The sequence below is a fragment of the Thermosynechococcus sp. FA-CM-4201 genome (assembly GCF_054689355.1).
In genome coordinates this window covers 542259-566056 of record NZ_CP079920.1, presented here as the reverse complement: position 1 = coordinate 566056, position 23798 = coordinate 542259, and the positions used below count along the sequence as shown (strand labels likewise).

Sequence of the window (23798 nt, the reverse complement as noted above, 5' to 3'; positions counted from 1 at the left end):
ATCCCAGCCTCCAGATGATTCATCGAGTCCTGCCGCTGGCGACTCTTTTTGGGGAGTGCAGAGGCCGTTGTAGAAATTGGCTGTAGCCATTATAGATACAGCAATAAAATTTCCAAAGTGCTGTGCCTTGTTACTTCTTAATCCGCAACGATCATAAAATGAGCTTAATATTCCTAGGAGTAATGGTCTTGGCACAGGGATTACGGGTTGGCATTTTAGGAGCGACAGGTGCGGTTGGCACGGAAATTTTAGCCATTTTGGCGGAACGGTCGTTTCCAGTGGCAGAGTTGCGGCTGTTGGCTTCGCCCCGTTCAGCCGGTCAAACCCTCTCTTTTGCGGAGACAGTGCTGCCCGTACAGGCGGTGAGTGAGGAGACCCTCAAGGGACTGGATTTGATTTTGGCTTCGGCAGGGGCAAGTGTGTCGCGGCAGTGGCTACCGATCGCCATCCAAGGGGGAGCGATCGCCATTGATAATTCCAGTGCCTATCGCATGGACCCCAACGTTCCCTTAGTGGTGCCCGAAGTTAACCCTGAAGATCTCAAAACCCACCAAGGCATCATTGCCAATCCCAACTGCACCACGATTTTGATGACGGTTGCGCTCTGGCCCTTGCATCAGGTGCGACCGATTCGGCGAATTGTGGCGGCCACCTATCAGTCTGCCAGTGGGGCGGGGGCAAAAGCGATGCAAGAACTCAAGGATCAAGCCCTCGATATTCTCAAGGGCCAACCACCGCGCACAGAGGCCTTTCCCTATCCCTTGGCCTTTAACCTCTTTCCTCACAATTCTCCCCTCAATGAGCAGGGCTACTGCCAAGAGGAGATGAAGATGGTCAATGAAACCCGCAAAATTTTCCATGCCCCAGAGTTGCGGCTAACGGCCACCTGTGTGCGGGTACCTGTGCTGCGTGCCCATTCGGAAGCGCTGAATGTTGAGTTTTTTGAGCCTTTTCCGCTGCAAGAGGCGCGCGATCGCCTGCAACAGGCCGCAGGAGTCCAGTTTGTTGAAGATTGGCAGCGCAATTATTTCCCCATGCCCCTAGAAGCCACAGGTAAAGACCCAGTGCTGGTGGGACGGCTGCGCCAAGATCTTTCTGAACCCAATGCCCTTGAATTGTGGCTGTGTGGCGATCAAATTCGTAAGGGGGCAGCCTTGAATGCAGTGCAAATTGCTGAATCTCTGATTGCCCAAGGACTCCTCTAAGCCCAAAGAGCCTACCACGGTTGGCTGAGTACATTAAGGATGTCTTGCCGTGCCAGTACCTGCGCACAGTTGCGCCACTGATCGGGATCGTCGCTGACATGGCGTTCATAGCGTAATTCAAAAGCGTTGCGGGCTTCTTGGCGGAGGTGGAGGTACTTGTCCATCAAGTCTTCGAGTTGCTCGATGTTGTCAATCCATTCATCCTCAAGGGTGTCGGGCAGGCTACCAAAGATGTCGTAGCGATCCTTCATGCGGCGCGAGAGGGCTTCATAGATTTTTTCATCAAGGGTGTGGTGATAGACCAAGTTGAGCATTTCTACGGTGGGGCGGCGTTGGCCAAAGCGTTTGATCCGACCCAAGCGTTGCTCCAAACGGGAGGGATTCCAAGGGAGGTCAACATTAATCAGGGTGCCAAGGGTCTGAAGGTTCAACCCTTCACAGGCAGCATCAGTGGCAATGACGAGGCGGATGCGGTGGTGCTTGACGCCGTCCTTGATGGCTTCGCGATCGACACTTGTGAATTGTCCCCCTTGCCAAAGACCACTTTTGCCGACACCCGCATAGACAGCAATGAGTTCTGTGGGGAGAGCTTGGGTCAGGGCAGTGGCCACGGCGGTCACGGTATCGTAAAACTGACTGAAAATAATGCAGCCATACTCGAGCCAAGGGTGGGGGTCAGTGAGGGGCTGGGTGAGGAAAGCCAAAACAGCGGTGAGTTTTGGATCTCGGGCTTCGGGACGCTCTAGCTCGGCAATGACCTGTTCGAGGGCTTGCTGCTCGGCAGGAGTCAGGTCACTAAAGATGGAAGTGGCGGGGGCAAGGTCGCTGTCCTCGTCGAGGGATTGATGGTTGAGGATTTTGGTAGCGGTGATCCGTCCGGCCGCAAAGCTAGAGCAGAGGCGTTGCAGAAGGATTGTTTTGAGAAAGCCAGCGGCACGGGTGCGTTGACCAAGGGCATGACTAAATTCTTCAGCGGCTGTGTAGGCACACTCAAAGGTATAGTTGGCCATGAGGCCGACACCCATAAAGGGAACGTCGCCATAGGTGCCTAGGGGGGCATCGGGTTGGGGGTGGACAATGACACCCACTCGCTCTAGGAGGCCTTTTTCTTCGAGGGTGCGACGGCGACGTACAACGGTATGGCGAACGATGGGATTGTGGTGGTAGAGGAATTCAGATGCTGCGGGTAGCTCAACTTCTAAGCGTGTCTGGGTAAAACAAGGAAGGCTGGCAAATCCTGTGCTGACGCGGTACTCTTTGTCATCCAACCCTAGCTGAAGTCGGATGGCAGAAAAGATGTGGTGCTCTTTGGCGGGGGGAAGGGGGTTTTGCAGCCACTCCCACATTTCGCGGGCACTCGGGGGAAATTGTTCGCCTTTGACAATGGGGAGGGCGTTTTCCCATATTTGCCAGCGGGAGTAGGTTCCCAAAACAAAGCCTGCTCCTTGGTTGAGGATGCCGAGGAGATCCCAGAGTTCATAGACTTGGGTTTGAATGGGGGTGGCGGTACCTAGGAGGACGTGTCGGCTGCGTTGGGCAATTTGCTGCATGAAGTCCAGCAGGTGGTTGGGTTGGCCTGCTTTTTGACCGATACCCCCCCGCCGCCGCGCCCGATGGGCTTCATCGAGGATGACGGTGCCATAGCGGCGACTGAGTAAAACCTCACATTCGGGGGATTGCTGAATGATTAAGCCCGTAGAGACAATGGCGATTTGTACGGGGCAGCGGGCAATGTCTTCAACGCCACGGGTACGGATGATGTGACCTTGGGCATCTTGCCAGTATTTGCCTTGGGACATCCAAACGGCGCTGGGAATGGCGAGTTTGTCGAGGAGTTCGGTTTGCCATTGCAGGGTGAGGGGGGCAGGGCAAAGGATGAGGACAGGGCCATCCCCCAATAGATTGGCCACAAGGGCAGCGGTGGCGAGGGAGAGGGTTTTGCCCACCCCCACTTCATCGGCGAGGAGGAGGCGCACTTGATCATAGGTTTGGCGGTGCTCAAGAAAAAGGGCGACAAAGTCTCGTTGCCACGGTTGGAGGGTTTCACCACGGCGGTAGAGGGGACTTTCGGCAAGGGTGGCAGCAGGCAGGTCTGGGGGAGCTAGGTCAATCAGTTTGACTTCTTGGCGATCGCCAATGCGGTGAATCTGCTCAATAATCACTTCAGGCAGGGGAATGCCCATCTCCCAGAGGGCAGCAAATTCCGCTTCGACCCAAGCCACACCTTCGGGGGTGGGGTCTTCCCAGAGGAGTTCATAGTTGGTACTAAAAGCCCGTTTCGACTCATTGACGGAGCCAAGAAAACAGGTCTTGTGGCCTGTGGCCGATTCAATCACTCCTGCTTTGCCGTGGAGAAAAAGCTGCTGGGCGGGAACGACGCGAATGTGGAGATTGCCTTGGCGGAGCAGTTCATAAAGGCGACGGTATTGGGGGCGATAGAGGGCGGCTTCGAGGGCAGGATCCGCTTCTTGCCAGCGATCGAGGAGAGCGGCTTCACGGGCACGGCGGGACACTTGCCAATCTTGGGGGTCAAGGTCACTGTTGCAAACCACTTGGATCGTGGGAATGGTACTGAGGGACTCGCCCACCAGTTCTAGGATGGAGCTACGGAAATAGCCCGCAATGCGACGGTAGGCCACTGCCCCCTGCAAGCGATCCTCAAGAAAGGTGCGATCGAGGGGTTGGAGACGGGAGGAAAAACGGTTCAAGGCACCCATAACCCTAATTTAATCGTTGATGCAAGAGGGCTTCGGCAAGGATGCGGGCGGCACTGGCTTCGGCGGCACGGTGGTAGCGCAGGTGGTGTTCGATGTATTGGCAGACTTCAATAACTTGCTCCCGTTGACGATAAAAATCGGGCAGGTTATGGCTCAAGTGCTGAATCACCACATCCACGTCCTCATCCTGTTGCAGTTCCATGAGGGCATAGAGGATGCCGCGCAAAAGGGTTCCCCCAAATTCACTGCCGCTGTCCATGAGGCTGCTGCCCAGTTCGATGGCACTTTTGAGGCGGGCATGGTTGGCGCGTTTGTCCGCCATCAGGGGATAAAAATCGCGCACTTTGAAGGCTTTGGCAAAGTTTTGATAGTTGTCTAGGGTTTTCAGACCCCGCAGTTCAAGATCCAGCATCTTTAGATAAAACCGCTCCGTGGGCTGGAGTTCCTTCCAGAGGTCGCGGCTTAGCCCCGAGGGCACAAGGTGCTGGTTGGCAATATCCACGGCAAAGGCAATCAGTTCATCCACAAAGGTGGTTTCGCCCTTGATGCGGGGTCGTAGGGCTTCGTTGGTCATGTCGCGGCCATCAATGCGGTCATATTGGGTCAAGACCCGCAGGGCAGCCGCATAGCCCGCCATCTGCAAATCAGCATCTTCAAAGACATTTTCATCGCGATACCATCCCCGCGCCTGCTGATTTAGCCCCGTCAGCAAATTCACCTGCTGCTCCACTTCCTCTTGCAAGTCCCATGCCAAATCATCGCGGGTGGTACTGAGGTGGCCTTGGCGTTTGCGACACACTAGCAGAACCGTGCCCTTGACATAACTACCACTGCGCAAAGCACTATCGGTTTCAGTGACCACATACCATGCTGCTGTTACCTGCAAGCCCGCTGCCCAAACAATATTGGCCATGTCCGCCCAGATCGCCCCCGACTGATGGGTAAACATGATCACTTGCAGGCCATTGTCCACCATGCACTCCGTCATGCGGCGGTAAGACTCGACCATATTGCGGCGAAACTCTTCCCCTTCCCCTTTGATGGCGAGGGCACGACGACTGTCCCACACCCAATCGGCAAACTCTGGCGGTGGATTTTTGCGCAACCAAGCAATAAAAAACTCAGTAATTTCTTCGTACTTCACCGCGTCGCCATAGGGCGGATCAGTAACAAAAAGCTCTATTCTATCTGTAATTTGATTGGCAGGTGTTGATGAGACATTAAGGGTGAGTTGATTATCGAGTGGCCAGTGTTTATAAGATTGAAGAAGGAAATTGCAAGCATAAAGTAAGCTTCGACATCCATAGTTTAGTAATGTATTTAGTGCTTGATTATCAAATATTCCTTCAACACTACCACCTACTCCTTTTTTTGCACTATGCCAACGACTTGATCGACAATTACAATTTAATGTTTGAGCAAAGGCAAACTTCAAGTTTGAATTGCTATAGCCATTGATTAAAGCACCCAACAATAACTGTCTAGGATTAAACAAGTGATGCCAATACGTCCATCCGCGTGTGCGAATCGGTTCATCCGTTTTATCCCCGGGTTCAATAGCCATATCAGGCGCCCAGCCTTTTTCCTGCCATTCAGTCAGGTGTTTGGCCACATAGTCTTCAACAATTCGCTCCCGTTCTAAATCAGCAGCAGTGACCTCACGAAATTCATATTCATAGCGATTGGTATTGGCAATGGGGCGCATCCACTGAATGCAGTAGAGTCGCTCTTGGAAAATGTCATCGGGCTGGGGTTTGAAGTCAGATTTTTGCCAGCGGCGGAGGCGATTGGCGGTTTTGCCGTCAGGGGTTTTGTAGTCGCCCCGCAGGGTGGAAATTTTGGTGCGATACTCACGACCGTTGACCGTATGAATGAGGTAGGGGTCTTGGCCGCGTCCATCGGAGCGCACAGTGCCTTTTTCGGCAGCTTTGAGGTCTGCATCGCTGACACTCGTACGAATGCGAATGCGATACCGCTGCTCACTGGCCTCTGGCTCTAATTCGGCAATCACCCGATAGCCTTTGCTAATGACTCGCGTTGGTAAGAGGGGCACCCACCAGCCCGTTTGTGGACAGCGACTCTCAAGACAATACAAAAAGACTTTGGCATGCCAACCCTTGCCATCCTCTTCAATGCCCAGTTGATCAATTTCTGCTTGGACTTTGGCCACCAGTTCCTGTTGATCTTGCTCCAGTTGTGCCCGCTCTTCGGGGGTGCCACCAACAATGTGAAATGCGCCCCACGTCAGCAAACAGGCAATGGGATTCAGGTCACTGGCATAGACATCACAGCCAAGGCGAGCCGCTTCAAAGGGGATTTGCCCCGAACCGCAAAAGGTATCGGCCACACGGGGGCGATGACCAAAGCGCAGAATGCCCAACTGTTCAATCAGTTCAGGAAAGGAGTGGGCATGGGTTCCCAAGTGAGCATTGACCCGCTGCCAAATGTGATCGTGGACATCGGCCACTTCTTCGGGGCGGTAGAGATTTTCAATGCGCTGCCGATAGGGCACCTTGGGCAAGAGTTCAGCTTCGAGGTGACGGCGATCCCACAGGGGAACATCATCGCGCCAAGATAATTTCACATTGGCATAGAGGGGGTTTGACCAATCTACAGGAGCAGCGCGCAGCAGCAACTGAGGCGGTGAAATATCGAAAAAATCCTGTAGGCGAGCAAGGGTGACGTTGGCCGCAATTTCCTTGGGGGTGGGTTTCTTTTTGGTGCGGGCAGCAAGGGAGGCATCATCCATGCCCATCAGCAGTTCAAAAATTTCCAAATCGCGCTGCGGGTCATCCGTGGCGGGCAACAGACACCCCAAAATGCAAGCCTTGGCAAGAATCAGCGGTTTACGACCTTTCCAATAGGAACCGAGAGCCGTGAGGGTTTGACCTGCCCCTGCCATGCGTTCCTTATACACTTCGGCAGAGAGTTTCTGGACGGGTAAAAGGCGTTCAATCAGGGCGGGACGATGTGCCCAAGCACGGGGGGGGAGGGTGGGTGGGGATTCCGTAGTTGGGGGGCGATCGGGCATCGTGGCTTTGATGACTGTGAATCTAGTCTAGTCCTCAGAATGCTCCTGTAGCCAAGCATTCACCGCCTCAAGGGAGGCAATATCAAGCAGGATGTCCGCCAAAGCAGCAATTCTCTCAGGGGAAAGGTTTCTAATTTTCTGTTCAATGTCCGCAGGAAGGTCACCAAAGCGCCGCTTTAGGAGCTGCAATACTATCAAACTTTCTCCCTCCTTTATCCCTTCCTGACGGCCTTGTTGTAGCCCTTGCTGGCGGCCTTGTTGTAGCCCTTCCTCTAAGCCCTGTTGCTTGCCAAGCATCTCCCCTTCTGCCTTGGCTGTGGTGTAAATCTCGTCGTATAGCTCACGATAGAAACGTGTTTGCTTCAGCTCATCCTTGGTGAATCCCAACATTTGCTCCACCTCCTCGCGGCTCAGGTGTTCAAACTTGTACAGCACTATCGTGGTCAGTAACTCCATTATCGCCCCCCGTATCGGTTCAGGGGCTGTGCGACTCCGCTGCGCAAGCTGTTGAGCCACTGTCGGCATTTCCGCTGCGGTCAATGCACTTAATTGCATCAGCGCCACCCCCAACGGTAACGTGGCAGGGTTCCCCAACTCATTCAAATAGACCCGCTGTACCTGACCGCTATCCAGTAGCAGTTGATAAGGCGTGATTGAGTCTTGCTCCACTTGTCGGTTGGGATAAATCACCACTGCCCGCCAGTCAGAGAAGGTGCCCCGATACAACCGCAGATACAAAAAGATTTCCGCAAAGAGCCGCTCATAGAGCGTGTTGTCTCGCTGAAACTGGACTTCGCAGAAATAGACAATGCCTGACGGCTCAGGGGGCACAAAGACACCGTCAATGCGGAAAGCCGTTTGCTTGATCTCGACCGAATCAAAGCGGTAGCCAAGGGGATAGTCAACGCCAAGGAGGTCAAAGAGAGTCTGGGGCAGTTGGGTAAAAAGCTGGTAAAAAAGGGAGTCGCACCGCATTAGTTATCTAGCCAAGCAGCCACCGCCTCAAGGGAGGCCAGCACAGACAATGTTGTTATGATAGATCAAAGTCTTTAAGCGTCCTATGGAATCTGTTCGTAAAGCCTGTGTTCTCCAGCCCAATGCTCTCAGTATTCGCGTTAGCGATCAAGTTGAGAAGTTAGAAGAGCTAATCATTGCTGAGGGGGATGGTGTTGCCTTCTTTGAGCGTACCTATATCACTGAAGGGATGCGCTCCTTAATTGAGGAAGGGTTGAAACGATTGGCGGGCTGCTCTGCGCAAGCGGTTTTTCATCTCAAGCAGGCCATGGGGGGTGGCAAAACGCATTTGCTGGTGGGCTTTGGTCTCTTGGCGAAGCACCTGAGCTTGCGACAACGGATTGTTCCAGAATTGAGCGATCGCTATCCTTTTGAGAGTGCGGCGATCGCCGCCTTTAATGGCCGCAATGATCCACCCCGCTTTTTCTGGGGGGAGATTGCCACACAACTGGGTCAACCAGAGACTTTTCAACGGTTTTGGCAGCAAGGCCCCCTTGCCCCAGCCGAAGAAGACTGGCTGCAATTGTTTGATCAGCCACAGCCGATTTTGATTCTCTTGGATGAATTGCCTCCCTACTTCCAAAACTTGGCGAGTCGTCCTGCGGGGACGGTAACTGTTGCTGATATTGCCACCCGTGCCTTTGCTAACCTCCTCACTGCTGCCAGTAAAAAAAGGAATGTCTGCGTCGTTGTTTCTGACTTGGCTGCCGCCTATGAAACAGGGAGCCGCTTAATTAACCGTGCCCTAGAGGATGCCCGCTCAGAATTGGGGCGTCAAGAACGGGTGATTACCCCTGTGGATCTTTCCACCGATGAAGTCTATGACATCCTGAAAAAACGCCTCTTTGCCCAGTTGCCACCCCCTGAAACGATCCGTGCCATTGCCAATGCCTACGCCGCCAAACTCACAGAGGCAGCCAAAGCAAAAACGATTCAACGGGATGCGGTTGACCTAGCCAATGAAATTTATAACACCTATCCCTTTCATCCCCGCTTGAAAAATCTCATTGCTCTTTTCAAAGAAAACGAGAACTTTAAGCAAACCCGTGGCCTACTTGAACTCACTTCTCTGTTGTTGCGATCGGTGTGGGAGCGACCCACCGATGATGTGTATCTTCTCGGTGCCCAACACTTTGACCTCTCGATTCCCGATGTGCGCGACAAACTCACTGAAATTTCCCAGATGCGGGATGTGATCAGCCGCGATATTTGGGATGCCGAAGGTAGTGCCCATGCCCAAATCATTGATCAAACGACGCAACATCGAGCTGCCACCGAGATTGCTACCCTCCTGTTGACGGCTAGTTGTTCAACCGCCGTGAATGCCGTCAAGGGATTAACCGCCGATGAAATTGTTGCGCACCTGCTGACGCCGACGACCCATGCCTCTGAGATTACCGCTGCCTTTAATGAGCTAAGGAATACCGCTTGGTATCTGCACCATACCGCTGAAGGTCGCTACTACTTCGATCGCCAAGAAAATCTCACGAAGCTGCTCAAAAGCTTGGCCACCGAAGCCCCTGAGAATAAAATTGATGAGCGCATTCGCACTAAATTGCGGCAAATGTTTGAACCCAAGCGCAAAACTGCCTACACCGACGTACTGCCTTTACCGCGTTTGGATGAAGTTGTCGAAAAATTGCGGCGCGATCGCGTGCTCCTGATTCTCGAACCCAATCATCCGATTCCCTCGGCGCAACTGACAGAGTTATTTGCCAACTTGACCCAGAAAAATCATTTGCTTGTGCTGACGGGCGAAAAAAGCCACATGGCCAGTTTGACCGAGGCTGCCCGCTATGACTATGCTGCCCAAGAGGCCGATAAACGCATTCCCAAAGGCCATCCCCAACGGGAAGAGCTGGAAAATAAACAAGCAGAATATGCCCATCAATTTACGACAACCGTTGAAAGTCTCTTTGATAAAGTGGTGTTTCCCATTCAACGGCCAGGGCGAGAACCGCAGTTGGTCTCAAAACCCCTGATCACACGGGATCCCAACCAGCCCTTTGATGGCGAATTGCAAATTGAGCAGACCCTTAGCCGTGACCCGATCAAGCTCTATCTCGATGTTGAAAAAGACTACAATGCCTTGGTGGAAAAGGCAGAACTGCTCCTGTGGCCTGAAAATCAAGATGATACGCGCTGGTCAGATGTGGGCGATCGCTATGCCGAACAGCCCGGAATGCCTTGGCTGCCCCCAAGGGGACTCGATCAACTGCGCACCCTCGCCTGTCAACGGGGTCGCTGGGAAGACCTCAGCAATGGCTACTTGACCAAGAAACCTAGACCCAAGCGCACCAGTGTTCAAGTCATTGCAGACTCAGGGCCTGATGAAAAGGGCACCGTCCGCCTCCGGGTCACCCCCATCAATGTGGGTGCCAACGCCATGATTTTCTATGCCGAAGACAGCGATACTGTCTCAGAGTTGAGTCCCCGCCTCCAAGAAACAAACCTGACCACCAACGCCCTCAAGGTTACCTTCTTGGTCAAAGACCCCACGGGTAAGAGTGAAACAGGGGATCCCTACACTTGGCGCAATCAACTGACAATCCGCAATCAATTGACCGTTCGCGATGGCCAGCGCTTCGTTGAATTATTTGTTGCCCCCCGAGGTGAACTGCGCTATACCCTCGATGGTTCTGAACCCCGCAATGGCATGGTGTACACTGAACCGATTCAGATTGGTGATGGAGAAGTTCTGCTGCAAGTTCTGGCCACCGCTGATGATCTAGAAACCAAAGCCAAGTTTACCTTTCCTGCGGTTCACAACTCCCACGCCGCCACACCCAGCATCGTTGCCGATAAACCCGCGCAGTGGAAACCCCGCAAAGGGGCATTGATCAGCTCGCGGCAAAAGATTTTCCAAGGCTTGGAGGTGGCCGATCGCGCCCAAACAAAGTTTCGCGGCGTTGTGCTCAACTTGGGTCAAGGAAAAGCAATCATGTCATTGACCATTGGTTCTGATTTGGCAGTGGAGGCGGTCTTTCTCAAGCAACTACTGAGCCAGATGATGACGCTCTTTCCCCCCGATGCCCCCTTGGCCTTGACCTTTCAGGAGGCGAATCTAACAACCGCCCATGATTTGCAGCAATTGGCCGAAGAGCTAGGGCTGAGTGTCTCCCACGACGACGTGTACCAGTAACATCCCCTATGAGTAAGCCAGCCAGCAATTTTGGCGCTCCCACTGCTCTGGAGGGAGATCACTTTCGCGTCGAAATTCCCAGTCAGCGCAGCCAAGCGATCGCCATCGTTGAGGTTTACGGCACTCTTCCCCCTGAAGAGGAACCCCGCATTTTCATAGAACGACGGGTTTGGGTGGCCATTGCCGATGTAGCACAAAAGGAATTTAATGCCCGCCTGCGAGCGGCAAAACTGAGTCAAGGACGGTGGCACACAGGCATGAATTACCTCGATCGCCTCCTCGGACGAGAACTCTGCGTTTTAGCTTGGGCAGCCGAACAGGCCAGTGACACTCAAATTTCTACCATCTGCCGCAAGTGGCTGGCGCTCCGTCCTGAAGAACGCTGGTGGCTCTTTCTCAAAACGGTGGCGGAAGCGGGTTTCCCGGAAGATCGCGATCGCGGTTGGCGGCGTGCTCTGTATTTTGCCCTCTCCGATGCTCCGCCAACAACCCCCCGTTCACCCCGTCCTGTAGAACCACAGTTTACCGAGTTGCCGCTTTTTAGCCTACCCCCACGGGAATAGGGATAGGTTTGTATTGATTAAGTCACTGGAAACAGTGCCCCCTCCAAATAGGCTTCAAAGTGCTCCTGAAAATACAGCCAAGAGGTCATATCAGCACCCTCGCGGTATTCAGTGGGGGCTTCACGGTATTGGGGCAGTCGCTCTAACTGCGCTTGTAGGAGGGAGGGCAAGTCTTCGGCGGTCAGGGCTTTGCAGCCAGTCGCACTGTAGATGAGATAACCGGGGCGATCGCCCATCTTCATCCAAGGCAACCAAGGGCCAATTCGACTCCAACACAGATGCACATCGGCAATCGTCGCCGTATCTTGTTGTAAATCGGCCGTGGCCACCGTTAGCTTAAAGAGTTCTGCCGCTTGGTAGATTGGCTGGGGGCTGTAGGCCTGAAACCGTTCCTCAGCCGCAAGGGGATTGTCATAGTAGGGAAATAGATCAAACTGAAACGTAGTGGTTCGCTCACTGACCTGGGCAGGCACCTCACGGCGAAATAGCCCCTGCACGGGATCATTGGCAACGGGAATCACGGGAACCATGTCCTCTGTCCAAGGATTGTGCCAGCGATCGCACAGGGATTGATTTTCTGGATCCAGATAAAACGTCAATTCACGGGAGATAAAATACCACCCGCCCTCGGGATGGGGCAAACAGCGAGCGGCACTCATGCCAACAATGTTGAAGAGGTGACGGCGACGCTCTTGGGGAACAAAACTATACACAGCTCCCTGCCACGCGATAAACGTGGTCTTGCCCGTCAAATCTGCCCGCACCCGTACCCAATCGCGAGCACTCAACCATTTTTGAACAAATTCAGCAGCGGGCATGGCTACTCCACAGGAATATTGGCAGCTTGCAATTGCACATCCTGATTCGGATAGCTGGCAAGGCGCAGGGTCAACGTTTTTGTATTGTCGAGGAGGCTTTTGGGAATCAAAATCGTGCCTTTGACCAGATCGCTACCGGGGGCTAATTCCGTGGGTAGGCCTTCGGTGAGAGCACTCAAAAGGGCACCTTTATCATTTTTGATTTCAAGAAAGGTGTAGATAAACTGCACCCCTTGGCTACTGTCGTTTTTCAAGCTGACGTGCAGGGCTAAATCTTGGCCAATGGTGTCCACATGGCTAATTTCTAGGCGCACCCCCTTATCCTCAGCAACGATGGGTAGTGTCCGACTCGTCTCCGGTTCCGCTGCTGGGGGGTCATTGGCAGTGGTGGGGGCAGGCACAATCTCGCGATCGCTGGCGCCTTCGGTCATTTCGGCAATGCGGGCTTTGGTTTGGGCAATGATCTGTGCCTCGTCAAGAATGGGCGATCGCTCCCCTGGAGCTTGATCATTGGCATTCACGGCACTGCCAAGGATGGGATTCACCACGGGCTGGGACACACCGCGCAATGACTCTCGCCCTAGGTGGTAGCCAATAAAAGCCGTGACTAGGGTAATGGCGGCTGTTGTACTGATCAAAACAAGGGAGGTGAGAATTCCGGGGTGAAGGGCACGCAGCATTGTTCTACTCCACTGAGGATGGCTTCATTGAGGAAGAAACAGGCGGTAGAGGGGGCGGATTACTGGGGAGGGCAACGGTGGCATCCATCTCCTCGGCATTGAGGCGCGATCGCACACTCACAAGGAAAGTTTTGATCACCACCGCGATCGGAACCGCAATCAAGACCCCCACCAAGCCCGAGGCGCGTGCTCCCGTCAGAATCGCTAAAAAGACCCACACCGGATTCAGACCCGTAAAGCTGCCAATAATGCGGGGTGCCACCACATTTTCAAGAAACTGCTGAAAAAGAAACGAAAATCCCGCCACCTTGAGGGAGAGCCAAACATCCTGAAGCGCCACCAGTAAACTAATGGAAATAATCCCCACCGTGCCGCCAAAGGGCACCAAGGCCATGACGCCAATAATCACCCCAAAGAGCAAGCCATAGGGCACCTTCAAAAAGACATAAATCGTGGTCAAGCCGATGCCCATGCACAGACCCAGCACCAACTGACCAATAAAATAGCTTTCAAAACTGCGGCGTATCGTTTCTGAAACCGTGGGGCGCAGCGTATCAGGCAACCAACTGAGTAGGCCATCCCACAATTCGTCACCATGCTGCAGCAAATAGAACGTGAGAACAACGGTCAAAATCAGGTTAATCAGCACATCCACCACACTGCTAACCGTGCCCAAAATTAAATTCAGCGCCTCGCGAGCTAAGCTTTGCAGTTGATCCTTGAGTTTTTCCAACAGTTGATTGGCAAGGGCATCCACATCCACCGTCACCGGCAGGTTCAGGGAGTCCACCCACTGGCCAAATTCCAAGAGTCGCCGTTGGCTGGAGTTAAACCATTCCGGCAGACGAGCAATGAGTTGTTGCGCCTGATTAAAGACATTGGGCACCACGACCAAGGCAATGATGGCAATCAGTACTAAGGCCAGCAGAAAGACGAAAATGGCTGAGGGGCCTCGGGGATTTCCCTGCTCCTCCATCCAACGCACCGGATAGTTCAGCAAAAAGGCAAACAAAGAGGCAAGGACCAGCACCGCGACCAGTGGCCCAAAAAACTTAAGAACAGTGGCAAATGCCCAAAAGTTGAGCGTCAAAATCGGCCCTGCCAAGCCAATAATCAGAAACCGACTGGCAATGGAGAGGCGATTCCACCAGTGACCCGAGGCCGCAGATTGGCTCATAGCTCTAAGCACAGTTGACGAAAGTGATCACCGCGTTCTTCAAAATTCTGATATTGGTCAAAGCTGGCACAGGCAGGGGAAAAGAGCACGGTTTTGATCGGGTACTGGGTCACCAGTTCAGCAGCCGCCGCCACTGCCCGATCCAGTGTCTCCATGATCTCATAATTTGTAAAGCCGATCGCCTCTAGGCGCTGCGCAAACTGCGGTGCTGCTTCACCAATTAAGAGCACCCAAGCGGCTTTCTCCTGAATCAAGTTGAGCCAAGCGCGATCGTCCCCCTTTTTGGCCTGTCCACCGGCAATAAGAATCACTGGTCCTGTCACAGAACGCAGCCCAATTTCAGCGGCGTCATAATTGGTGGCCTTACTATCGTTGATCCACTCCACCTGTCGCCATTGACGAATCCGCTCTAGACGATGGGGGACACCGGCAAACCCCGCCACCGCTTTGGCAATTGTTTCGGCAGGAATACCGGCTAAATGTGCCGTTGCCACAGCTAGAAGGAAGTTTTGCTGATTGTGTTGACCCGGCATTTGCAGGACATGGGTGGGCAGCAGGGGTTGATCCTGAAACCACACTTGATCCCCAGCAATATAGATGCCCTGTTCAATCCCCTTGGGTAGGGCTGCCGCCCCTTGGGTACTGATCCACCAAGCTTGCGGCCAACGATTCACCATGTGCTGACGCAGGTAGGGATCATCCCCATTAAGGATCACCTGTTTCGCACCATTCATGAGGTGAGCTTTGGTTTCGACATAAGCGTCGAGGGTGCCGTGGCGTTCCAAGTGATCTGGTGTGAGGGTTGTCCAAAGGGCAAATTGGGGTTGCAGGGGGGGGCTAGACTCTAATTGATAGCTACTAATCTCAGCAATCACCCAATCAAGGGCGCTAGCGGTCAAAGCCACTTCGCAAATACTATTGCCGATATTGCCACAGGCGGGAGCATTGTACCCCGCTGCTTGAAAAATGGCGGCAGTGAGGGCGGTGGTTGTTGTTTTGCCATTGGTGCCCGTAATACATACCCACGGCAGATGGGCAAGGGTCTGCCAAGCAATTTCCACTTCCCCCCGAACGGGGATGCCCGCTTGGCGAGCGGCAACGAGCGCCGGTGAGTACCAAGGGACACCGGGACTAATGACAATTTCATCTGGGACACGCAGACCCACACTGGCGAGGGTTTGCAAATCAAAGTCGTAGTTGAGTTGAACAGCAATGCCTTCGGCTTCTAGGAGTTGCTGCTGGGATTGTAGGGCGGGGGTTTGCCGACTATCACTCACCTCCACTTGCCAGCCTTGACGTTTCAGTAAACGGGCGGCGGCGATGCCAGAGCGACCAAGACCAATCACATGAACAGTTGGCATAGTTAAGTGGGGTGAATCCAATCCAGCAGGTACAGACTCGGGGCAGCGGTCACTAAGGTGGTATCCTCAAGGCCAGTGAGGCCGATCGCTCCCGCTGAATGTTGCGTCTTAGACTCTATTATTGTTACACCGGGTAGAGAACAATGCCTAGCTTACGCACAATTTGGCTCTGCGGTCTGCTATTGACGACCAGTGTCGGGTTCCTGTCTCTTGATGGTAGTCCGGCGATCGCCCGCCGCCGCGAAGCGCCCAAAGTGGTGCGCGTCACCGATGTCCAATTGCAAAGCGAGAATATTGCGGGTGTCTGGTACCACCGCCTGACGGGGCGCGTGCGCAATGAAACGGCTACACCAGCGCGCAATGTCCAGATCTACTACGAGATTTATGACCCGACGAGCAAGCGACTACTGGAAGCGGGATCCACCCAGTTGCGCAATCGCGTGATTAATAGCGAAGGAGAGGCGGAGTTTCTGGCAACTCCCAATGCGGGCGGACGGGTGAAAATTACGCTGGTGGAATGGCTGAGTGGCGATCGCGAGTACCGTTCGTTTCAGCAAATGCAGGAATTTTCCCAATAGCGCCTACGGGGGCGTCTCACTGGAGGTGGAGGATTGAGCTGTTGTTTCCTGCACACCAAAGGCCAGTACCCAGCCTTCAAGATTATTTTTAGTGCGAACCTTCAGCCATTCCCCATCCTCACTGCGCTCTAGGATCGTCACCACCTCATCAAAGGCCACACCGCCTAGGGCATTTGCCTCGCGACTGGGGCGATCGCGCAACCGTAAACCATCGCCATAGATCACTCGCCCTTCAGGGTTTGGCTGCGGCGAGGGGGTCGGGGTTGGTTCAGGAGTGGGTGAGGGTGAATTCGGTGACGACGCTGGTGGCGTAGGCGGTGGTGAATTTTGCGCCTCGACCTCAGGACGGGGGGGTGGCCAGAGCAAGTTAAAGACGAGGGGGGTAATGATCGCAGCGGCCACAAGGGTAATCAGACCTAAACCCAAAAAGGTTCCCAAGAGCCATTGCAGCAGACGCACCACTGGTTTCATGATCTAACGCCCTGTGGGGGGAGACAGGATCCGTGAGGCAAAACGTGCCCGCCCGGAGGCCGCCCATTCTTGTAATTGGTGTACCTGTTCGCGAGCTGTCCGTGCCAAGGGGATAATTTCGCTGGCGGCGTGGAGGAGATCTTCGGTGGTAAAGTCGCGATCTTGGCTAAAGGCAAGGTGCATCGCTTCAATGATACACTGCTCGATTTCAGCCCCAGAAAAGTCAATTGTTTCGTAGGCCAAGCGCTCTAGATCGTAGTTTTGCAGGCGATCGCGCCGCACACGACTGAGGTGCACTTCAAAAATCGCTCGCCGCTCATCCACATTGGGCAGCCCCACAAAAAAGATTTCATCAAAGCGCCCCTTGCGCAGCAGTTCTGGGGGCAACACTTGAACGTTATTCGCCGTCGCCACCACAAAAACAGCGGAGGTTTTCTCAGCCAGCCAAGTGATTATCGTGCCAAAAACGCGGCTACTGGTACCGCCATCGCCTCGGCCATCAATGCCCGCAAAGGCTTTATCCATCTCATCAATCCAGAGGACACAGGGGGCTAGCGCTTCAGCAATTTGAATCATCTCGCGGGTACGTGCTTCGGATTCCCCCACGAGGCCACCAAAGAGCCGCCCGACATCCAATCGCAAAAGGGGCAAGTGCCATTGGTGGGCGATCGCCTTGGCTGTCAGGGACTTACCTGTACCCTGAATCCCCACTAGCAGCACCCCACGGGGATAGGGTAGCCCATAGCGCCGTGCCCGCTCGGAAAAAGCACCGCCGCGCCGCAGCAACCACTCCTTGAGGTTATCAAGACCGCCAATGTCGGCAATCGTTTCTTGGGTGGGGTAAAACTCGAGAATTTGGGTTTGCCGCAGGATCTGCCGTTTCTCTTCCAAGATCAAATCCACATGGCTGCCGTCCAGCACACCGTGGAGAGCAATGATCCGACCAATGACGCGGCGAATCCGCTCTAGGGTCAAGCCCTGACAGGCGCGGATCAACTCATCGAGAATCGGTTCTGGGGGAATGTTGCCGAGACTTTGGCAGAGCTTCACCAGTTCAAGGCGAATTTCTTCCCGTTGGGGCAAGGGAAACTCGACAACGGTAATCACATCCCGCAGTTCTGGGGGCAACTGTACCGTCGGAGCCAGCAGGATCAGGTTTTTGGGCTGGGACTTGAGTTGGCGGGCGAGGTTGCGCAGTTTGCGAGAGACCGCTACATCCTCAATAAAGCGATGAAAATCCCGCAGCAGAATCATCGCCGCTGCCGGTGGCGGTAGTTTTTCGACAAATTCAAGGGCACTGAGGGGATTGCGCTTCGCTACCCCCAGATCATTGGGATTACCCTGATACCCCTCGACAAAATCCCAAATATAGATAGGGCGCTGATTCAGGCGATCGCTAATGGTGTGCAATGTCGCCTCAAGGCGTTCTTCCTCTGTTGTGGCCACATACAACAGGGGATAGCGTGCCCGTAGCAAGAGTTCAAGGTCAGACTGAGCACTCACGGCGATGGTTCCGAACGCTCCAGAGCCGATTGGAGTTGCGCTAGCATTGCCCAGCGGTGATCAATGGGGGGTTCCGCAGGGGCGGGGGGGTGAATACCGCCACAGTTGGGATCGCAGTACTTGGGATAGGGCAGGGCAAGGCACAGTTGCTGGTAGAGCCAGTCCGCCAGATCAAGGCGACCAGTTGCCGGCAAGGTTTCCACCAGATCATCGTCGGGTTGACTAGCTGGGGTTTCCGCCAGCCAAATGAGTTCCGTGGTCGTACACTCGAGGCGGTGGTTATAGTACTGCAAGCAGCGATCGCAAGAGAGGGTGACAATCGTCTGCACACTGGCACGCAGTTCCAAGTAGGTGTGGCGGTGACTGGCAGCCACAATCCCTTGCACGGGCGTCAGCGTTGCCAAGTCGGGAAAATCAGTATCCACCCGCCACTCATAGGTTTGGGCGGGCAGCCGCAGGAGTTCAGGAATGGTTAGCCAGTGGGCGGGGGTCACGCTAGGTTCCTTGACTCATGTCGTAGAGTTCTTTCAGGAAACGGAAGCACTGCTCAGCCGTCATTGACGTAGGCTGAAACGTTGCTGCTGGAGAGTATTTTAACCGCAGGTGCCGAATTGTATCGCTGTCCATCTCGCCCAACTGCACCAAACGCATTGACCAATTGATAAAGGTGCGCTCTTCGATCGCTTTGAATTCAATGATTTCAGCGCTGTGGTGGCGGGGATCCTTGAGGATGCGGGCGTAGGTTTCACTGATTTTTTGGCGATCGCCCTCAAGGGTTTGCAGGAACATACCATTGCCGTAGCACAGCATTCCCGTAATGCCATCGCGGACATTGTTCACCTCTGACTTGGCCATAATATCCCGCAGGTCTGGGTAGGATAGACCATCCGTGGCGCAACTGAGATAAATCAGGCGATGTAATCTCATGGGTCTCCGGTTCTCGATCGAACACAACCGAGTTTTACTATCCCATGAAAGGGAACCTTGCTAAAGACGACTGCCGTGATCTTTACTTTAAGTTTCGCGAACCCCCCTAACCACCGCGCTAGTGCCAGCACTGGATTTGACAAATCCGGCAAAAGTAACCTTGGCTCCGTGACGTTCAAACATAGCAGCAACATCTTTGATTCTTTGGGGATTATCATACTCCGGCGAGAACATATCAAAAGTGTCTAAAATTGCCCATTCACGGCGTTTTTGCTGATCAATAGTACTAGGAATTGTTCGTAGATCAACAATTGGTAAAAATCGAGTCAGTACGCCTAGTTTAACTTTCACTAAAAAATCAAATAGCGTGATTAAGCTATCAATATTCTTTTCAATCGTATTCAAAAGAGCTTGGTGTGACATCTTTTTTGTTAAGGGTCTTAAAAGATATTTTGCGTGTATTTTTGTCCAAAAACCTTTAATCGGATAGAAATCAACCACAATCTCAGCACCGATTTTTGCGTATTTAATGAGACTTTTTACAGATTCTTCAAAGTCAGGTGTATGTTGTAGAACCCCAAAACAAAACACCTTATCGAAAGAGGCTTCGGGTAAGGGAATCTCATAGATGCTCGCCTGAAATAGGTGTAATCTTCCACCAGCAATCTCAGAATTATTTTGCCAATTTGCCTCAACCGCCTCTGAATAATCAAAACTCCAAAGATAAGCAGAGGTTTTTTCTAAGATAACCCGCGTAAATCTACCTGCACCAGAACCAGCTTCTAAAATACTTTTGCCAGCAAGCTCCTCAGGCTGCCAGTTTGTTGTTGCAAAGAATCGAATTTCAGATTGTTTTTGATCTGTATCATCTATTTGTGTTTTTGAGAACTTATTCCATTGCAGACCAAAACTTTGCGTATAGTTTTGGCTTGAATCTACAAATCTAGGAATCTGATTAACAATTGGATAAACAGAACCCGTCTCACTATAGTACGCAGTATCATCCTTTCTGAGTGGTGCTTTCGTCTTGGGATCAACGTAATGAATGGAGATAGTCATTGATTAACTCCTCAGAAAGATGTCTTTTAGGGGATTGATATAAAATTCCCCTGTCTGAAATAGGCTGTACAGCCGTAGGCCATAGTAGCCAAGATAAATCACCCCCAGCCACCACCCGTTTTGAATGCGTTCATTGATGTAGCGAAAGGGGGTGTGCTGCAATCGTCGCCCCGTTTTCAGTTCGATGGCCATCAATATAGCGGCCAGTGTAAATGCCAGAAAGAGCACAGGGCCAAAGAGATGCATTCTCAGGGCATCTTCAACATTGCCGCGAGCGATCGCCATAAAGGAACGAGTCAGGCCACACCCCGGACAGGGAATGCCCGTCGTTGCCCGAAAGGGACACAGTAAAAAAGGTGGCGTCCCCGTATGGTTAAAGAGTGCCGCTCCCACTAAAGGTGCCGTGGTCAGTCCCAAAAAGCCCCAGCGGCTCAAGCGTTCCTGCCTTGATAAAACTGCATCAGAGAAGCGCAGCATCGGGTTCCTCAGCATCCACCACTAGTCGCTGCTCCCATTCTGCCGCAAAGGCCGCAAATCGCTCCTCTAAAATTGCTTGGCGTGCTGCTTGCGTAAAGCGAATCAATTCTGTCACATTATGAATCGAGAGCAAGGTATAGGCCAGTAGCTCCTTGGCACGCACGAGGTGGCTGAGGTAAGCGCGGCTAAAGGTAGTGCAGGTATAGCAGGGACAGGTGGCATCGAGCGGCTCATAATCGCGGCGAAAGCGGGCATTTTTTAGGTTCCAGCGCTGCCCTTGGACAATGGCACAGCCGTGGCGGGCTAACCGCGTGGGAATCACACAATCAAAGAGATCGACTCCGGCAGCGATCGCCCGCAGCATTTCTAAGTGCGTCCCCACCCCCATCAAATAACGCGGCTTATGGGCAGGCAAGAGGGGAGCCGTCACCGCTACAATTTCGTGCATGGCACTATTGGGTTCACCGACACTCACCCCACCAATGGCATAGCCCGGCAGGTCATAGGGCACCATCGCCTGGGCACATTCTCGCCGCAGGTCGGCATACACCCCCCCTTGGACAATGGCAAAGAGGGCTTGATCCGATCGTTGTTTGGCGGCAATACAGCGCTCTAACCAATGCAGTGTGCGTTGCGTCGCTTGGATCACTGCCTCACGGCTAGCAGGGTAGGGGGGGCACTCGTCAAAGGCCATGATCACATCTGCCCCCAAAGCCTCTTGAATGGCGATCGCCCGTTCGGGTGACAATTCAATGATCTGCCCATCGTGGGGCGAACGAAACACCACCCCCTGATCGGAAATTTGCCGCATTTCACTGAGGCTAAAGACCTGAAACCCCCCCGAATCCGTGAGAATTGGCCCGGACCAGCCCATAAAACGGTGCAGCCCCCCCGCTGCGGCCACAATGTCTTCCCCCGGTTGCAGGTGCAGATGGTAGGTGTTGGCCAAAACCATTTGGGCGCCCGCCGCCTTGAGGTGTTCGGGGGTGAGGGTTTTCACATTCGCTAAAGTACCCACGGGCATAAAACGCGGCGTTGCCACTACGCCATGGGGGGTGTGAAACAGGCCTGCCCGTGCTTGGGTATGGGCACAGTCCTGCTGGCAGACAAATTCAAACACGCTGCTGGATCCACAAGGAAGGCGTAAAAAATGTTACCAAATGCCTAGACAAACCCACAATCGCTGATCTATGATTAAAACTTGTGACCAAAAACGGATACTGAGTGGGCGCGATCGCCTCAACCCCCTTAAGTCCTTGGTTCCACTGATCCAGGGGTGGCAGCGTGTTCGCAACTTGCAATCATAGCCTTGCCATCTATACCTGCGCCTGTCCTTGATCAACGATGGATGCGCTCTGAGCGTCATCGTCTTGACCGTGTAACTGCTGGGTCAATCCACCATTCCTAACTGTAGGAATCTGCCGAGGTGTAGCCTTGCGGCTGCCTCTCGCTGTTTTGTTGTGATTCGTATTTTTAAGGAACGCGATCGTGACAGTTGGTATTTTAGGGACAAAGTTGGGCATGACCCAAATCTTTGACGAGGCGGGCCGATCTGTCCCCATTACGGTGGTACAAGCGGGGCCGTGTCCGATCACACAAATCAAAACCCCCCAAACCGACGGCTACACGGCAATTCAAGTGGCCTACGGCGAAGTGCGGGAGAAAAACCTGAGTCGCCCCGAGCGCGGCCACCTCAACAAATCGCAAACGCCCCCCATGCGTCATCTGCGGGAATTTCGCCTCGAAGATGCCTCTGCCTATCAATTGGGTCAGGCCATTACCGTTGATATTTTTAGTCCGGGGCAGCTTGTGGATGTCCACGGCACCAGCATTGGCCGAGGCTTTGCGGGCTATCAAAAACGCCACAACTTCAAGCGCGGTCCAATGGCGCACGGCTCGAAAAACCACCGTTTGCCCGGTTCCACTGGGGCAGGAACCACCCCGGGTCGGGTTTTCCCCGGCAAGCGGATGGCCGGTCGCATGGGCAATACGGCAGTCACCATTCGCAAGTTGCAGGTGGTGCGCGTTGATGCTGAGCGCAACTTAATCCTGATCAAAGGGGCACTACCGGGTAAACCGGGGGCACTGGTGAGCATTACCCCCGCCAAGGTTGTCGGTCGCAAATAAGGGCTGGAGAGTAGTTATGGTTGCATGTGTGGTTAAAGACTGGCAGGGTGCCGACAGTGGTGAAGCCACCCTTGATCTGACGACGGCAAAACCGGAAACCGCCAGTCATATTGTTCATCGTGCCCTTGTGCGGCAGTTGGCCAATGCTCGGCAGGGAACCGTTTCCACCAAAACCCGTGCTGAAGTGCGCGGCGGTGGTCGCAAACCTTGGCGGCAAAAGGGAACAGGGCGTGCCCGTGCTGGCTCGATTCGTTCTCCCCTCTGGCGGGGTGGCGGTGTGATCTTTGGTCCTAAGCCCCGTGACTACAGCCAAAAAATGAACCGTAAGGAGCGGCGGCTTGCCCTGCGCACAGCCCTGATGAGCCGCGTTGAAGACTTGATTGTGGTTCAGGACTTTGCCGATCACTTGCCCCGTCCCAAAACCAAGGAACTGGTGACGGCGCTGCAACGCTGGGGCATTGAGCCAGAACAAAAAGTGCTGCTACTGGTGGAAGACATTGCCGAAATGGTGGCACTCTCGGCGCGAAATGTGCCCACCCTGAAACTGCTGCGTGCCGATCAATTGAATGTTTTTGATTTGCTCTATGCCGATCGCATTGTTGCCACCACTGGCGCGATCGCCAAAATTCAGGAGGTGTACGGTGACTAAAGTCCAACCCCGCGCCCTTGCGGATCTCATCAAGCGCCCCATCATCACAGAGAAGGCCACGATTTTACTGGAAAACAATCAATACAGCTTCGATGTGGATCGGCGCGCCACCAAACCGCAAATCAAGGCCGCGATTGAGGAACTCTTTAACGTCAAAGTTACGGCAGTGAATACCTATCATCTGCCCCCCAAAGAGCGCCGCGTGGGTCGGTTTGTTGGCCATCGTCCTCGCTACAAGCGGGCGATCGTCACCCTTGCCCCCGACAGCAAGATCGTTCTCTTCCCCGAAGTTTAACGGA

The 23798-nt window shown here is 53.6% G+C and carries 21 protein-coding genes; 7 read left to right on the top strand and 14 right to left on the bottom strand.

Annotated features, from left to right (window positions below):
- The first annotated feature begins 182 nt into the window (after window positions 1–182).
- The gene (locus tag KV190_RS02755; protein ID WP_460194493.1) at window positions 183–1205 is read left to right on the top strand and encodes an aspartate-semialdehyde dehydrogenase; all 1023 of its coding nucleotides are present in this window, start codon (window positions 183–185) and stop codon (window positions 1203–1205) included.
- Between the two features lie 11 nt (window positions 1206–1216).
- Here KV190_RS02755 and KV190_RS02750 read toward each other — a convergent pair whose 3' ends face one another.
- From KV190_RS02750 to KV190_RS02740, 3 genes are read right to left on the bottom strand one after another with little or no spacing between them, the layout of a single operon-like run.
- A complete protein-coding gene (locus KV190_RS02750; protein WP_460194492.1) occupies window positions 1217–3922 on the bottom strand; it encodes a phospholipase D-like domain-containing anti-phage protein in 2706 nt (901 codons plus the stop codon).
- A gap of 4 nt (window positions 3923–3926) precedes the next feature.
- Window positions 3927–6953, bottom strand: coding sequence for an anti-phage-associated DUF1156 domain-containing protein (locus KV190_RS02745; RefSeq protein ID WP_460194491.1), 3027 nt, complete (start codon window positions 6951–6953; stop codon window positions 3927–3929).
- A gap of 27 nt (window positions 6954–6980) precedes the next feature.
- The gene (locus KV190_RS02740; protein ID WP_460194490.1) at window positions 6981–7928 is read right to left on the bottom strand and encodes an Rpn family recombination-promoting nuclease/putative transposase; all 948 of its coding nucleotides are present in this window, start codon (window positions 7926–7928) and stop codon (window positions 6981–6983) included.
- A gap of 85 nt (window positions 7929–8013) precedes the next feature.
- Here KV190_RS02740 and KV190_RS02735 point away from each other — a divergent pair, with 85 nt between their 5' ends.
- The gene (locus tag KV190_RS02735; protein ID WP_460194489.1) at window positions 8014–11109 is read left to right on the top strand and encodes an anti-phage-associated DUF499 domain-containing protein; all 3096 of its coding nucleotides are present in this window, start codon (window positions 8014–8016) and stop codon (window positions 11107–11109) included.
- A gap of 8 nt (window positions 11110–11117) precedes the next feature.
- The gene (locus tag KV190_RS02730) at window positions 11118–11672 is read left to right on the top strand and encodes an anti-phage-associated DUF3780 domain-containing protein (RefSeq protein ID WP_460194488.1); all 555 of its coding nucleotides are present in this window, start codon (window positions 11118–11120) and stop codon (window positions 11670–11672) included.
- A gap of 17 nt (window positions 11673–11689) precedes the next feature.
- Here the strand turns inward: KV190_RS02730 and KV190_RS02725 are convergent, their stop codons facing one another.
- From KV190_RS02725 to murD, 4 genes are read right to left on the bottom strand one after another with little or no spacing between them, the layout of a single operon-like run.
- A complete protein-coding gene (locus KV190_RS02725) occupies window positions 11690–12490 on the bottom strand; it encodes a DUF1838 domain-containing protein (RefSeq protein WP_460194487.1) in 801 nt (266 codons plus the stop codon).
- 2 nt (window positions 12491–12492) lie between these two features.
- On the bottom strand, window positions 12493–13170 hold the full coding sequence (locus KV190_RS02720) for a hypothetical protein (protein WP_460194486.1): 678 nt from the start codon (window positions 13168–13170) through the stop codon (window positions 12493–12495).
- Between the two features lie 4 nt (window positions 13171–13174).
- Window positions 13175–14347 (bottom strand): AI-2E family transporter, encoded by a 1173-nt coding sequence (locus KV190_RS02715; protein WP_460194485.1) that lies wholly within the window; start codon window positions 14345–14347, stop codon window positions 13175–13177.
- Complete coding sequence (murD, locus tag KV190_RS02710; protein ID WP_460194484.1) at window positions 14344–15708, bottom strand: UDP-N-acetylmuramoyl-L-alanine--D-glutamate ligase; 1365 nt, start codon at window positions 15706–15708, stop codon at window positions 14344–14346. Before murD ends, KV190_RS02715 begins: the two co-directional genes overlap by 4 nt.
- A gap of 143 nt (window positions 15709–15851) precedes the next feature.
- Here murD and KV190_RS02705 point away from each other — a divergent pair, with 143 nt between their 5' ends.
- The gene (locus KV190_RS02705) at window positions 15852–16286 is read left to right on the top strand and encodes a hypothetical protein (RefSeq protein ID WP_460194483.1); all 435 of its coding nucleotides are present in this window, start codon (window positions 15852–15854) and stop codon (window positions 16284–16286) included.
- 3 nt (window positions 16287–16289) lie between these two features.
- On the opposite strand, the gene KV190_RS02700 is transcribed toward KV190_RS02705, so the two are convergent.
- The 7 genes from KV190_RS02700 to tgt form a co-directional block, all read right to left on the bottom strand.
- Entirely contained in the window at window positions 16290–16757 is a 468-nt protein-coding gene (locus KV190_RS02700) for an SH3 domain-containing protein (RefSeq protein WP_460194482.1), read from the bottom strand.
- Between the two features lie 3 nt (window positions 16758–16760).
- Window positions 16761–18260: an AAA family ATPase gene (locus KV190_RS02695; protein ID WP_460194481.1), complete on the bottom strand. Its 1500-nt coding sequence runs from the start codon at window positions 18258–18260 to the stop codon at window positions 16761–16763.
- Window positions 18257–18754 (bottom strand): YceD family protein, encoded by a 498-nt coding sequence (locus KV190_RS02690; protein WP_460194480.1) that lies wholly within the window; start codon window positions 18752–18754, stop codon window positions 18257–18259. Before KV190_RS02690 ends, KV190_RS02695 begins: the two co-directional genes overlap by 4 nt.
- A 1-nt stretch (window position 18755) precedes the next feature.
- A complete protein-coding gene (locus KV190_RS02685) occupies window positions 18756–19187 on the bottom strand; it encodes a BLUF domain-containing protein (RefSeq protein WP_460194479.1) in 432 nt (143 codons plus the stop codon).
- A gap of 87 nt (window positions 19188–19274) precedes the next feature.
- Window positions 19275–20246 (bottom strand): class I SAM-dependent methyltransferase, encoded by a 972-nt coding sequence (locus tag KV190_RS02680; RefSeq protein WP_460194478.1) that lies wholly within the window; start codon window positions 20244–20246, stop codon window positions 19275–19277.
- A 3-nt stretch (window positions 20247–20249) separates the two neighbouring features.
- Entirely contained in the window at window positions 20250–20723 is a 474-nt protein-coding gene (locus KV190_RS02675) for a DUF2752 domain-containing protein (protein WP_460194477.1), read from the bottom strand.
- Window positions 20707–21843, bottom strand: coding sequence for a tRNA guanosine(34) transglycosylase Tgt (gene tgt / locus KV190_RS02670; protein ID WP_460194476.1), 1137 nt, complete (start codon window positions 21841–21843; stop codon window positions 20707–20709). The genes KV190_RS02675 and tgt overlap by 17 nt, the downstream gene beginning before the upstream one ends.
- Window positions 21844–22211: 368 nt before the next feature.
- Between tgt and rplC the strand changes: the two genes are divergently transcribed.
- The 3 genes from rplC to KV190_RS02655 are packed head-to-tail and all read left to right on the top strand — an operon-like array spanning window position 22212 to window position 23794.
- Window positions 22212–22850, top strand: a complete 639-nt coding sequence (gene rplC / locus KV190_RS02665; RefSeq protein WP_460194475.1) for a 50S ribosomal protein L3 — start codon at window positions 22212–22214, stop codon at window positions 22848–22850.
- Window positions 22851–22866: 16 nt separating this feature from the next.
- Entirely contained in the window at window positions 22867–23499 is a 633-nt protein-coding gene (gene rplD / locus KV190_RS02660; RefSeq protein WP_302676457.1) for a 50S ribosomal protein L4, read from the top strand.
- Window positions 23492–23794 carry a 50S ribosomal protein L23 gene (locus KV190_RS02655; protein ID WP_206201513.1) on the top strand — a complete coding sequence of 101 codons (303 nt, stop codon included), beginning with the start codon at window positions 23492–23494 and terminating at the stop codon, window positions 23792–23794. Before rplD ends, KV190_RS02655 begins: the two co-directional genes overlap by 8 nt.
- Window positions 23795–23798 lie beyond the last annotated feature (4 nt).